The following is a 12610-nucleotide window of genomic DNA, read 5'->3' on the forward strand; positions in this document are numbered from 1 at the left end:
GGCGCCCTGTCGAGCTCCCCGCGTTTCGTCTCGGTCGCCTTCGGCGTCCTCGCTCAACGACCGGTGGTGGGTATCCGGATCAGAAGAAGCCCATCGGGCCCTCCGCGTAGGAGACGAGGAGGTTCTTCGTCTGCTGGTAGTGGTCGAGCATCATCTTGTGGTTCTCGCGGCCGACGCCCGACTGCTTGTACCCGCCGAACGCGGCGTGCGCCGGGTACTGGTGGTATGTGTTCGTCCAGACGCGGCCGGCCTCGATCGACCGGCCGGCCCGGTAGGCGGTGTCGCCGCTGCGGCTCCACACACCGGCGCCGAGGCCGTAGAGCGTGTCGTTCGCGATCGAGATCGCGTCGTCGAAGTCGGCGAAGCTCGTCACCGACAGCACCGGCCCGAAGATCTCCTCCTGGAAGATCCGCATGTCGTTGGTGCCCTCGAACACGGTCGGGGCGACGTAGTAGCCCTCGCTGAGGTCGCCACCGAGGTCGACGCGCTCGCCCCCGGTGAGCAGGCGCGCACCGCCCTGCTTGCCGATGTCGATGTAGCTGAGGATCTTCTCGAGCTGATCGTTCGACGCCTGCGCACCGATCATCGTGGTGAGATCCAGCGGGTTGCCCTGCACGACCTTCTTCACGCGCTCGAGCCCGTCGGAGAGGAATCCGTCGTAGATCGAGCGCTGGATGAGGGCGCGGGACGGGCACGTGCAGACCTCGCCCTGGTTCAGGGCGAACATCGTGAAGCCCTCGAGCGCCTTCTCGTAGTACGGGTCGGCGGTGGAGCTCGCGACGTCCTCGAAGAAGACGTTGGGGCTCTTGCCGCCGAGCTCGAGGGTCACCGGGATGAGGTTCTGCGACGCGTACTGCATGATCAGGCGCCCGGTCGTGGTCTCGCCGGTGAAGGCGACCTTGCGGATCCGCTTGTGCTGGGCGAGCGGCGCACCCGCCTCGATGCCGAAGCCGTTGACGATGTTCACGACGCCGGCTGGGAGCAGGTCGCCGATGATCTCGAACAGGAACAGGATCGATGCGGGCGTCTGCTCGGCCGGCTTGATGACGACGCAGTTGCCCGCGGCGAGCGCCGGGGCGAGCTTCCAGGTGGCCATCAGCAGCGGGAAGTTCCACGGGATGATCTGGCCGACCACGCCGAGCGGCTCGTGGAAGTGGTACGCCACCGTGTTCTCGTCGAGCTGGCTGATGCCGCCCTCCTGGGCGCGTAGCACGCCGGCGAAGTAGCGGAAGTGGTCGACGGCGAGCGGGATGTCGGCGGCGAGCGTCTCGCGGATCGGCTTGCCGTTCTCCCACGTCTCGGCGATCGCGATGATCTCGAGGTTCTGCTCGATGCGGTCGGCGATCCTGTTCAGGACGTTGGCGCGCTCCGTGGGGCTCGTCTTGCCCCAGCTCGCGAACGCCTTCCAGGCGACGTCGACGGCGCGATCGATGTCCTCACTGGTACCGCGGCCGACCTCGGTGAACGGCTTGCCGTTGACCGGGCTGATGTTCTCGAAGTACTGGCCCTTGACGGGCTCGACGAACTCGCCGCCGATGTAGTGCCCGTAGCGCGGGCGGTAGTTCGCGAGCGCGCCCGGCTGCCCGGGTGCCGCATAGGCGGTCGACACGCTCTCCTCGATGATGGTCATCGCGTCTCCTTCGACGTACCGCGGCTCCGATGCCGCGCGGGTTGATGTGTGCCTTGACGGTAGGCGCGTGCACGTTGCACCCGGATGCGTCACGTTGCATCGGGTTGCACCCCGGGGGTCGTTGAGCGAGCACGCCGGAGGCGAGTGAGACGAAACGCCGGGAACGGCGGCGTCAGCCCTGCTCGAGGCGCTCGATGCGGCTGACGAGACCCGCGCGCTTCGGCGAGCGCGCAGGCAGCAGCTCCAGGCAGAGACGCAGGATCTCGGCGTCCTCGGATCCCTCGGGGATCTCCGCGTACGACAGCAGTACGTCGATGCTGGCCTCGGTGCGCATGGTCTCGCGCAGGATCGAGCGCACCGAGTCGCGATACTCCTCCACGCCCGGCGCCGCCGAATCCGGCAGCACGGGGCCGCGGTACGCCGAAAGCGCCACCCGGTGCGCACCCCGGTCGAGCAGCGACAGCACGTCCTGAGCGTCGGTCTCCAGCGGCACGGTCAGCCGGTACGGACGCGACTCGGGAACGAGCGCTGGCCAGATCCGCTCGAGCGCCCTGCGCAAGCGGACCATCTCCGGGCGCAGGGTGTCGGCCGAGGATCCTTCGCCGTACACGAGCTCGGCGAGACGCTCGGCGGACAGCCCCTGCCGGTGCACGGCCAGCAGCAGCAGGATCTCGGCGTGCCGCGCGCTGAGCTCGACCGAGCGCTCGCCGTCGTCGCTGAACACCTCGAGCCTGGCCCGATCACGGCCCAGCACGCGCAGGGCGGCGCGCTCGGGAATCGGACGCCGCCGCGGGGCCGGGGCGACGGGGGCCACCGGCTCGGCGCGGGCTCGCAGCCGTGCCACGAGCAACTCGGCCTCGACGGCGCGGGCGGTGGCGTCGACCAGCATGCGCGCCTGCGGGCTCGCCGCCTCGGCGCCGCCGGTCACATCGATCACTCCGAGGATGCGCCGGTCCTCCGGATCGAACACGGGGGCCGCGGTGCATGACCACGGCTGCACGAGACGGTTGTAGTGCTCGGCCCCGTGGATCTGCACAGAGGCGCCGAGTTCGAGCGCGGTGCCCGGAGCGGAGGTGCCGACCGCTCGCTCCGACCAGTTCGCGCCCTCCACGAAGCCCATCTCACCGGACAGGATCCGCTGATTCAGATCCCCTTCCACCCACAGCAGACGCCCCGCGTGGTCGCCGACCGCGACGATGACGCCCGAATCGTCGGCGGATCCGGGCAGCAGCAGGGAGCGGATCGTGTCCATCGCCCCGGCGAGCGGGTGCGCGAGCCGGTAGGCGTCGAGGGCGTCCGCGGTGAAGTCGAGCGGGGGCAGACCCTCGGCGCCGACGCGCTGCCGCCACGACCGCTCCCACGACTCCCGCACGAGTGAGCGCACGCTCTGCAGACGGCCGTCGTCGATGTTGCCCGCGACGAGTTCCTCGTGCGCGCGCTCGATGAGCAGGCGCGCGGGCGCCGGCTCGCGGGAGGGCTGCCAGCCAGAGGACACAGGGTCTCCGATCGTCGGCGACGGAGTGGGTCCAGTGTACGGCGACCGGACTCGGCAGTGCCGCGATCGGAGCATTGCGGCTCCCCGCGGCGTCAGGCCGGCGCTTCGTGCTCGTCGACCGTGCGCGCGTCGGTCAGGCTGAGCGCGCCGATGCCGGCGATGATGCCGACCGCCACGGCGAGCACGGCGAACACCACCTGCTCGCCGTGGAAGAAGGATGCGACGAGGGCGGGATCCCATGCGCCGACGGGGAGCGTCACGGTGACCAGGGCGGCGATGAGCGTGCCGACGACGGCCGTACCGACGCTGGTGCCCAGCTCCTGTGCGGTGTCGTTCATGGCGGCGCCCATCGAGGTGCGGTTCTCGGGCATCGCGCCGACCAGTGCCACCGCGCAGATCGTCATGACCGTGCGCAGGCCCGCCGTCATCACCACCATCGCGAGCGCTATAGCGAGGTAGTCCTGCTCGACCGCCCAGGCCATGATGCCGAGGCCCGCCGCGAGCAGGCCCGCGCCGATGAGACATGCGATGCGGTGCCCGAACCTGCGCACCAGCCACTCGGTGAGGGGTGTGGCGAGGATCATCGTCGCGATGAGCGGCAGATTGGCCAGGCCCGCCTGCAGCGGCGACCATCCCCACGCGTACTGGAAGTGCAGGATCAGGGCGAACATCACGCCCGCCATCGCGACCGAGGTGCCGATCTGGGCGATCGCCGCGCCGCGCACGGTTCCACGGCGGAACAGGGCCAGATCCAGCATCGGCGCCACCGCCCGTTGCTCGCGGAGGATGAAGAGCACGAGCGAGACTACGGCGCCGACCGCGACCGCCACGGTGATCGGAGATGTCCACCCGTTCTCGATGCCGCTGGTGAGCACGTAGCAGCCCAGACCGATCGTGAGGATGCTCAGTGCCGCGCCCGGCAGATCGAGCCGGTCCTTGGTGAGGCCGTCCGGGGCGTCGGCCGGCACGCCGAAGTGGACGCCGGCGGCGGCGATCAGGGCGATGGGCGCGTTCACAAGCAGCAGCCACTGCCAGGGCAGATGCGCGAGCATCGTGCCGCCGAGGAGCGGACCCAGGACGAAGCCCGACATTCCGACGACCATCATGAGCGTGATGGCGCGCATGCGCAGCTTGTCGTCGTCGAACAGCCGGAAGACCAGCGAGTTGGTGATGGGCGCCATGGCGGCTGCGGCGATCCCGAGCAGGGCACGCAACGCGATGAGCTCGCCCGTGCTGGCGACGAGCAGTACGGCCAGGCTGATCAGTCCGAACAGGCCGAGGCCGATCTGCAGTACGCGGCGGCGCCCGAAGCGGTCTGCGATCGAGCCGGCCGTCAGCAGCAGACCGCCGAAGGTGAGCGAATAGGCGCCGGTGATCCACTGCAGCGAGGTCGTGTCTCCCCCGAGCTCACGTCCGATCGTCGGCAACGCGATCGAGAGAAGCGTGTTGTCGACCATCTCGACGAAGAAGGCGAGGCAGAGGGCGGCGAGCGGGATCCATGCGGCCCGCAGGGATGAGTAGGTGCGTGAGGGGACGAGGACGGGTGCGTCGGTCATGGCGATTCCTCCGATCGACAGCTAATCGAACGACGTTCGATGACCGAACGCCGTTCGATAGAATAGAACGATGTTCGATGATGTGCAAGCGCCTCCGGCGCCGGGACGATTCGCATGGTGGGATGGAGCCATGGCAACCACACCGCAGCAGGCCGACGGGCCCGCACGCCAGCGCGGTCCGCGCACCCGCTCCCGCGCGTCCCATTCCCTGGAGTCGGTCCTCGCCGGCGCGGTGGAGATCCTCGACGAGTCCGGTGCGCAGGGACTGACGATCCGTGCGCTGGCCACACGGCTGGGCGGCGGCGTCGCGAGCGTGTACTGGTACGTGTCAGGGCGTGACGAACTGCTGGATCTGGCTGCCGACTCTGTGCTGGGCGGCGTACTCGAAGCGACGGCGGACGTCGGCGGCGAGGACCCGATCGAGGACCTCCACACCATCGCGCTCGCCATGTTCGATGCGATCGTCGATCGGCCCTGGCTCGGCGCCTACGCGCTCCGCGACACGACGAGCCAGATCCACTCGCTGCAGCTCTACGAGCGCATCGGGGAGCACGTGATGCGCCTAGGCCTCACGCCGCGCCAGGCGTTCCATGCCACCTCGGCGGTCGTGGGCTACGTGATCGGCACCGCCGCCGACCTCGGCCAGGAGCCGCCCGCCGCCGTCGTGTCGGGCGAAGTGAGCCGCGAGCAGTACATGGCCGAGGCCACCGCGCAGTGGCGCGCACTCGATGCGGCCGAGTTCCCCTTCATCCACCACATCCTGGACGAGTTCGACGGCCACGACGACCGCGACCAGTTCCTCGGCGGGCTCGACCTGCTCCTGGCCGGGCTCCGCCTGCAGGCCCAGCGCTAGACACGCGCGGGCGACGACCTCAGCCCCGCGCGGCCCACCAGTCGCGCAGACGCTGCTCGGCGGCCCCGGGGCCGATGACGCCCTCGTCGAGGCGCAGCTCGAGCAGGAAGCGGTACGCCTCGCCGACCTCGCGGCCCGGGGCGATGCCGAGGATGCGCTGCACGTCGTTACCGTCGAGCTCGGGGCGGATCGCGTCGATCTCCTCCTGCTCGCGGAGTGCCGTGATCCGCGCCTCGATGTCGTCGTAGGCCGCGGCGAGGCGGGAGGCCTTGCGCTTGTTGCGGGTGGTGACGTCGGCGCGGGTGAGGATGTGCAGACGCTCGAGCTGGTCTCCCGCGTCGCGCACGTAGCGGCGCACCGCCGAATCTGTCCATGCGCCCTCCGCATAACCGAAGAAGCGCAGGTGCAGCTCGATGAGCTTCGCCACCGCGTCGGTCGATTCCTTGTCGAACCGCAGCGCCTGCATGCGCTTGCGCGCGAGACGGGAGCCCACCACGTCGTGGTGATGGAAGCTCACCGCACCCCCCGGCTCGAGCTTGCGGGTCTGCGGCTTGCCGATGTCGTGCAGCAGCACGGCGAGACGCAGCACCGCGTCGGCCGGTTCGCCGGGGTGACGGGCGTGCTCCAGCGCGATCGCCTGCTCCAGCGCGGTGAGCGAGTGTTCGTAGACGTCCTTGTGGTGGTGGTGCTCGTCGACCTCGAGCCGAAGTGCACTGACCTCGGGCAGGAACTCGTCGACGAGACCGGTGTCGACGAGCACGCGGATGCCGCGCACCGGGTCGTCGGACTGCAGCAGGCGGATCAGCTCCGACTGGATGCGCTCCGGGCTCACGATGCTCAGCGTCGATCGCAGCTCAGCCATCGCCGCGATCGTGCGTTCCTCGATGCCGAAGCCGAGCTGGGCGCTGAACCGGGCCGCGCGGAGCATGCGCAGCGGATCGTCGCCGAAGCTCACCTCGGGGGTGGTGGGAGTGCGCAGGAGTCCCGCGATCAGATCCTCCACTCCCCCGGTCGGATCCACGAGCCTCTGCTGCGGGACGAGGAAGGCCATGGCGTTGACGGTGAAGTCGCGGCGCACGAGGTCGCCGTCGATGTCGTCTCCGAAGGAGACGACGGGCTTGCGGGTGACGCCGTCGTAGGCGTCGGCACGGTACGTGGTGATCTCGACCTGCTCGGACGGACCGTCGGGCGAGGGCACCTTGGCGCCGATCGTGCCGAACTCGCGGCCGATGTCCCACTGCGTGGTGGAGATCGGCTTCACGATGCGGAGGATGTCGTCGGGGCGGGCGTTCGTGGTGAAGTCGAGGTCGTGCGTGGGCCGGCCGAGCAGCGCGTCGCGCACGGGGCCGCCGACCACGGCGAGGTCGAACCCGGCGTCGGCGAACGCCGTGGCCAGGGTCCGCACGACCGGATGCTCGGCGAGGGCGCCCAGGCGCGCAAGGGAATCGGCCATGTTGAGCATGGTCTCCAGGGTACCGGGGTGGGCTCAGCCGCTGCCGAGCGCGCGGTCGGGGCGCCCCTCGGTCGCTCAGTAGGATCGCGGCATGGTCAGACGCAAGAACTCCCCTGCCCCGGGCGGCGGATCATCCGACCCGGCCGGCGATCCCGCCGGTGCACCCGAGAACACGGCCGCCAGTTCGGACGACGGCACGGGTGACTCGGCGGGGAAGGGCCGCTCCCGGTCTCGCCGCGACTTCCTGCGACTCGGCGGGCTGACGGCCGCAGGGGCTGTCGTCGGCGGCGGTGCAGGGGCTGCGGCCGGCTATGCGCTCGGCCAGCACAACGGCTTCGCGGAGGCGCTGGACGACTACGGCGCCCTCGCACCCCGGCACGCGCCCGGATTCGACCACATCGTGGTCGTCATGGGCGAGAACCGGTCCTTCGACAACCTGCTCGGCTACCTGTACACGAAGGAGAACCTGCCGGAGGGCAAGGACTTCGAGGGCCTCGCCTTCGGGGAGTACCACAACGAGCTCGACGGCGTGCGCTACGACGCGCACGTCTACGAGGGCCCGACCGACCAGATCATGACGTGGCCGGATCCGGATCCCGGCGAGATGTATCCGCACGTCAACACACAGCTGTACAACGTGATCAATCCGGCGGAGAACGCCGACCTGTACGACGGCGGCTTCCATCCCCCGTACAACCATCCCGAGGACGGCCAGGAGCCGACCATGAGCGGCTTCGTCACCGACTACCAGGTGAACCTCATGCGCCTCAAGCACGGCAAGGAGCCGAGCGAGGACGAGCGCAAGCGCATCATGGGCTCGTTCTCACCCGAGATGCTGCCGACGGTGTCGACGCTCGCCCGCGAGTTCGCCGTGTTCGACCACTGGTTCTGCGCCGTGCCCTCGCAGACGTTCTGCAACCGCACCTTCTTCAACGCGTCGACCTCGCACGGCTTCGTCACGAACCACGAGGGCGGCGACTACGACAAGTGGCTGAACGCGCCCAAGTCGCCGACGATCTTCAACCGCCTCGAGGATGCGGGCCTGAAATGGAAGGTCTACTTCGACGAGCTGCAGATGGTCTCCTTCACCGGCGTGCTGCACGCACCCGTGCTGGAGAAGTTCTGGCGCACCGAGCACTTCGGCACGATGGACGACTTCTACGCCGACGTCGAGCACGGAGAGCTTCCCGCGTACTCCTTCATCGAGCCGCGCATGATCTACAACCACAACGACTTCCACCCGCCGTTCGGGGCGCGACGGGAGAGCGACGTGGACGGATCCGACATCATCAACAGCGCGTTCTCCGATGTCCGCGCCGGCGACGACCTCGTGCACGACATCTATGACGCGATCCGCACGAGCAAGTCCACGAAGGGATCCAATGCGATCAACACGCTGCTGCTGATCACCTTCGACGAGCACGGCGGCACCTACGACCACGTCGTCCCGCCGAAGGCGACTCCGCCCGACGATTCCGGTACGGGCGAGATGGGGTTCGAGTTCGACCGCCTCGGTTGCAGGGTGCCGGCGATCGCCGTGTCCGCCTACACGCGCAAGGGCACGATCGTGAACGACCAGATGCACCACGGATCCGTGATCGCGACGCTCACCCGCCTGCACGGCCTGAAGCCGCTCACCCGCCGCGATGCGACCGCCAACGACCTGTTCCAGATCATCAACCTGGACAAGCCCCGCCACCCGTCGGACTGGCCCGTGACGAAGTCGCTGTACACGCCCCCGAACCCCGAGGCGAAGCCGCCGCATCCTGCGCATGCGCATGCGGGAAAGCCGTTGACCCCGCCCGCCCAGGGCCTGCTGGGCCTGCTGCTCGCCCGCTACGGCCTACCGGAGGACCAGCAGCCGCAGACCTTCATCGACGCTTACAACCTGCTGCACAAGCACGGCAAGGGACTGTTCGGCGCACCGGACGAGGACTGACCCCGCAGGGCCCCGCGACCCGGACTAGGCGGTGGGGACGACGACGCGTTCTCCGAGCCGCTCGGCCAGGAAGACGCCGGCGCGATCGAGAGCGCGATCGGCAGCAGGAAGCCTTCCCACCGCCGTCTGATAGTTGTGCGGTGCCCGCGCGGCGGACTCCAGCGTGACATCGACGTCAGCGTGGGCGGCGTTCACCGCCAGACGGAGAGCGTCATCATGCAGCAGCTCTCTGCTGCCCACCTGGATTAGCAGCGGAGGAAGCCCGCCCAGATCCGCGAACACGGGACTCGCGAGCGGCGAGCGTGCCGCATCTCCGGGGTCGTGCTCCGGAAGATACCGCCGCCCGTATCCGGCGATGTCGTCCGGCTGGAACAGCGGATCGTCGCCGTCCCTCGCGGTGAAGGAGGCGCCGCTGAGGGTGAGGTCCGTCTGCGGGGAGAACACGGCGGCCGCGACCGGCATCTCGAGACCCGCCTCCCGCGCGGCGAGGAGCGTGGCCACCGCGAGTCCGCCTCCCGCCGAGTCGCCGGCGATGAGCAGGCGGTCGGCACCGTGACTCTCGACGAGCTCCCCGTAGGCAGCGAGGGCATCGTCCACCGCCGCCGGGAACCGGTGCTCCGGCGCGAGCCGGTAGTCGAGCGAGTACGCCGTCGTGCCCGTGCGCACCGCGAGGCCCGCTGCCATACCGACGCCCGTCTCCGCGGATCCGATCACGTATCCGCCGCCGTGCAGGTAGAGCAGGATCCCGTCCCCGGCGCCGTCGGGACGCAGCTCGATCGCGGGCCGTCCGCCCAGCTGCCGGCGCGCGGACGCGACCCCGGTCGGCGGTGGGACCGCGCCCTGCTCGAACGCCTCCCTCATCTCCTGAACGGTCGCGTCCGCCGGGAAGCGGTTCTTCGCGTAGTTCTCGGACAGCTGATCGAACTCGGCTCGCGTCTGCATGGCTCCCGAATGTAGCCGGGGGTTCAGACAGCGTCCCCCTGCACCAGGCCCTCGGTGTTGGGCTTCCAGCCCAGCGCCGGCGCCACGTGCTCGGCGAACGCCTGCAGCACATGCAGGTTGTACTCGGGTCCGAGCTGGTTCGGGATCGTCAGCATGAGGGTGTCGGCGGCCATGACGGCCTCGTCCTGCTTCAGCTGGGAGATGAGCACGTCGGGCTCGGCGGCATACGTCTTGCCGAACGTGGAGCGGAACCCGTCGATCACGCCGATCTGGTCGCCGTTCTCCTCGCTGCGCAGCCCGAAGTAGGCCCGATCCTGATCCGTGATGAGCGGGAACACGCTGCGGCTCACCGACACCCGTGGTGCGCCGGTGTGACCGGCCTCCTTGTAGGCGGCGCGGAACAGGTCGATCTGCTCGCGCTGCAGCTCATGGAACGGCTGGCCCGTCGCCTCCGTGAGCAGCGTCGAGCTCATCAGGTTCAGGCCCTTGCGTCCGGTCTCCTCCGCCGTAGCGCGGGAACCCGCTCCCCACCAGAGGTGGTCGCGCAGCGTCGGGGACTGGGGCTCGATCGCCAGGTAGCGGCCGGCGCCCACCAAGCGGGGGTCGCCGGGCGCCACGCCCGCCCCGTCGATCACCTGCAGGAACAGGTCGAACTTCTCGCGGGCCATCACGCCGCCGCGCTCCGGATCCTCCTCGTCATGGAAGCCGAAGGTCTCGTAGCCCCGCAGCGCGGTCTCGGGTGAACCACGGCTGACGCCGAGCGCAATGCGCCCATCGGCGATCCAGTCCAGAGCCGCTGCCTCCTCGGCGAACTGGAAAGGGTTCTCATAGCGCATGTCGATGACGCCGGTGCCGACCTCGATGCGCTTCGTGCGCGCGGCCATCGCGCTCAGCAGTGGCATGGGCGACGCCGCCTGGCGCGCCCAGTGATGCACGCGAACATATGCGCCGTTGACGCCGATCTCGTCGGCGCCCTCCGCGAGCTCGATCGTCTGGCGCAGCATGTCGCCGGCGGTGCGGGTCGTCGACCCCGGCACATCGCCGTAGTGCCCGAACGAGAGGAATCCGAAAGCCTTCATGATTTATTCAAACGCATGGATCCGGACATGCATTCCCTTTCAGTGCTCGGCGGGGATCAGGAAGCCGTCGGTCACGAGTGCGCGCAGACGCGGCTCGAGGTCGGCCCAGAGGTCGGTGAGGGACACCTCGAACAGGTCGGCGAGCGCGGACACGATCTGGACGACCGTGAGGTCGCCGTCGCACGCGCCGACGAAGCCGGCGAGCGCCGGGTCGACCGAGATCGTGCGGCCGAACCCTCCGCCCTGGCGCAGCTCGATCACGCTCGGCGCCTCCTGACCGGGCAGGTGATGGCGGGCCTCGGTCACGTCGGGCGCGACGAGCAGTACCTCGGGGATGCCGTCGGCGAGAGCGTCGTGCCCTGTCAGCCCGTCGCGGAACGCCCTTCCGGCGCTCGTCACGGGCTGGGTGAGCGTCTCGAAGCGGCGCAGCGGACTCACCGAGGCACCGGAGTCGGCCCCGACGGGCCGGCGGATCAGCACGTACCCGAACCCGATCTCGGTCACGCCGCGGCGGGCGAAGTCGGCGAGCCAGGCGTCCAGCAGCGGCTCGAACGCAGCGTCACGGGGCGTCGTACCGCCGTCGCGGATCCACAGCTCCGCATAGCCGAGCGGCGACAGCGTCTCGCGCTGCACGACCCAGACGTCCAGTTCCGGGGCGATCCACGACTCCAGGCGGCGGAGCCCCAGAACGGCACCGCGGGACTCCCAGTTGCCGAGCAGCTGCGCGGATCCGCCGGGGACGAGGTGTGCGGGGGCCTGCGTCACGAATGCCTCGACGAGCGCGTCGCCCACGAGCCCGCCGTCGCGGTACTCGTACTCGGGCACGTCCGCGCCGCGCGGCGTGATCACGAACGGCGGGTTCGACACGATGAGCCCGAAGCTCTCGCCCGCGACCGGCTCGAACATGCTGCCTTGGCGGAACTCGATATTGTGCACGCCCGCGAGCATCGCGTTCAGCTCGGCGTAGGCGAGGGCGCGCGCCGAGATGTCGGTGGCGATGACGGATCCGGCGTGCCGGGAGACCAGCAGCGCCTGGATGCCGCAGCCCGTGCCGAGATCCAGCGCACGCTCGACCTCGACCGGCATGACCAGAGATGCCAGGGTGCGCGAGGCGCCGCCGACGCCGAGCACATGGTTGGACGGCAACGCGCCGCCGCCTTCCATGTGGTGCAGGGCCAGCTCGTCGAGGTCGCTCGCGATCCACCATTCGCCGACTCCGTCAGCATCGACGAACGACTGCGGGCGGATCAGGGCGGCCGGCACCACCGCGCCGTCCTCCCGGTAGCCGAGGCCCAGCGCCTCGAGCCCGTCGAGGCCGGTGCGCGCGAGCGCTGCCGCGACGTGGGCCTCCGGCTGCGGCATGCCCAGTACGAAGAGGCGCCCGAGCGTGGCCAGGGCATCGGTGCGGCCCTCGACCGCCGCGAGCAGCGGCGAGCGGATGCCCCGGGCGAGAGCGTCGTCGGCCTCCGCGCCCCAGGCGGCGCGCAACGGCTCCGAGCGAAGGTCGGCGGCGTCGAGATCGGCGGCGAGCGCCGCGCACAGCACGGAGTCGGGAAGGGGCAGCAGGTGTCGGACCACGGCGCCAGCCTACGCGGGGCGCTGCGCGGTCTCCGCGGCGCGCTCGATGGTGCGCATCGGATGTCCCGCACCCTGCCCGCCTCCA

The 12610-nt window shown here is 69.9% G+C and carries 9 protein-coding genes; 2 read left to right on the forward strand and 7 right to left on the reverse strand.

The annotated features are described in order from the left end of the window. Window positions 1-79: 79 nt before the first annotated feature. From exaC to ACTJI8_RS06990, 3 genes are all read right to left on the reverse strand, one after another. A complete protein-coding gene (exaC, locus tag ACTJI8_RS06980; RefSeq protein WP_440732699.1) occupies window positions 80-1630 on the reverse strand; it encodes an acetaldehyde dehydrogenase ExaC in 1551 nt (516 codons plus the stop codon). 172 nt (window positions 1631-1802) lie between these two features. Then, the gene (locus tag ACTJI8_RS06985) at window positions 1803-3125 is read right to left on the reverse strand and encodes a GAF domain-containing protein (RefSeq protein WP_440732700.1); all 1323 of its coding nucleotides are present in this window, start codon (window positions 3123-3125) and stop codon (window positions 1803-1805) included. Between the two features lie 92 nt (window positions 3126-3217). Beyond that, complete coding sequence (locus ACTJI8_RS06990) at window positions 3218-4681, reverse strand: MFS transporter (protein ID WP_440732701.1); 1464 nt, start codon at window positions 4679-4681, stop codon at window positions 3218-3220. Between the two features lie 130 nt (window positions 4682-4811). On the opposite strand from ACTJI8_RS06990, the gene ACTJI8_RS06995 reads away from it, so the two are divergent. Further along, on the forward strand, window positions 4812-5534 hold the full coding sequence (locus ACTJI8_RS06995; RefSeq protein ID WP_440732702.1) for a TetR/AcrR family transcriptional regulator: 723 nt from the start codon (window positions 4812-4814) through the stop codon (window positions 5532-5534). A gap of 19 nt (window positions 5535-5553) precedes the next feature. On the opposite strand, the gene ACTJI8_RS07000 is transcribed toward ACTJI8_RS06995, so the two are convergent. After that, the gene (locus ACTJI8_RS07000) at window positions 5554-6996 is read right to left on the reverse strand and encodes a CCA tRNA nucleotidyltransferase (protein WP_440732703.1); all 1443 of its coding nucleotides are present in this window, start codon (window positions 6994-6996) and stop codon (window positions 5554-5556) included. 82 nt (window positions 6997-7078) lie between these two features. On the opposite strand from ACTJI8_RS07000, the gene ACTJI8_RS07005 reads away from it, so the two are divergent. Further along, window positions 7079-8926 (forward strand): alkaline phosphatase family protein, encoded by a 1848-nt coding sequence (locus tag ACTJI8_RS07005; protein ID WP_440732704.1) that lies wholly within the window; start codon window positions 7079-7081, stop codon window positions 8924-8926. A gap of 24 nt (window positions 8927-8950) precedes the next feature. Here ACTJI8_RS07005 and ACTJI8_RS07010 read toward each other — a convergent pair whose 3' ends face one another. The 3 genes from ACTJI8_RS07010 to ACTJI8_RS07020 are packed head-to-tail and all read right to left on the reverse strand — an operon-like array spanning window position 8951 to window position 12525. Continuing rightward, window positions 8951-9868: an alpha/beta hydrolase gene (locus ACTJI8_RS07010; protein ID WP_440732705.1), complete on the reverse strand. Its 918-nt coding sequence runs from the start codon at window positions 9866-9868 to the stop codon at window positions 8951-8953. A 23-nt stretch (window positions 9869-9891) separates the two neighbouring features. Then, complete coding sequence (locus ACTJI8_RS07015) at window positions 9892-10947, reverse strand: LLM class flavin-dependent oxidoreductase (RefSeq protein WP_440732706.1); 1056 nt, start codon at window positions 10945-10947, stop codon at window positions 9892-9894. Window positions 10948-10986: 39 nt separating this feature from the next. Further along, the gene (locus ACTJI8_RS07020) at window positions 10987-12525 is read right to left on the reverse strand and encodes a DUF7059 domain-containing protein (protein WP_440732707.1); all 1539 of its coding nucleotides are present in this window, start codon (window positions 12523-12525) and stop codon (window positions 10987-10989) included. Window positions 12526-12610 lie beyond the last annotated feature (85 nt).

The organism is Microbacterium sp. 22303 (assembly GCF_052045265.1).
In the GTDB taxonomy this organism is placed as follows: Bacteria; Actinomycetota; Actinomycetes; order Actinomycetales; family Microbacteriaceae; genus Microbacterium.

Excerpts from the sequence above, each read along its gene's own strand:
- exaC (WP_440732699.1), bottom strand. The coding sequence starts at position 1,630 with ATGACCATCATCGAGGAGAGCGTGTCGACCGCCTATGCGGCACCCGGG.
- ACTJI8_RS06990 (WP_440732701.1), bottom strand. The coding sequence starts at position 4,681 with ATGACCGACGCACCCGTCCTCGTCCCCTCACGCACCTACTCATCCCTG.
- ACTJI8_RS06995 (WP_440732702.1), top strand. The coding sequence starts at position 4,812 with ATGGCAACCACACCGCAGCAGGCCGACGGGCCCGCACGCCAGCGCGGT.
- ACTJI8_RS07000 (WP_440732703.1), bottom strand. The coding sequence starts at position 6,996 with ATGCTCAACATGGCCGATTCCCTTGCGCGCCTGGGCGCCCTCGCCGAG.
- ACTJI8_RS07005 (WP_440732704.1), top strand. The coding sequence starts at position 7,079 with ATGGTCAGACGCAAGAACTCCCCTGCCCCGGGCGGCGGATCATCCGAC.
- ACTJI8_RS07010 (WP_440732705.1), bottom strand. The coding sequence starts at position 9,868 with ATGCAGACGCGAGCCGAGTTCGATCAGCTGTCCGAGAACTACGCGAAG.
- ACTJI8_RS07015 (WP_440732706.1), bottom strand. The coding sequence starts at position 10,947 with ATGAAGGCTTTCGGATTCCTCTCGTTCGGGCACTACGGCGATGTGCCG.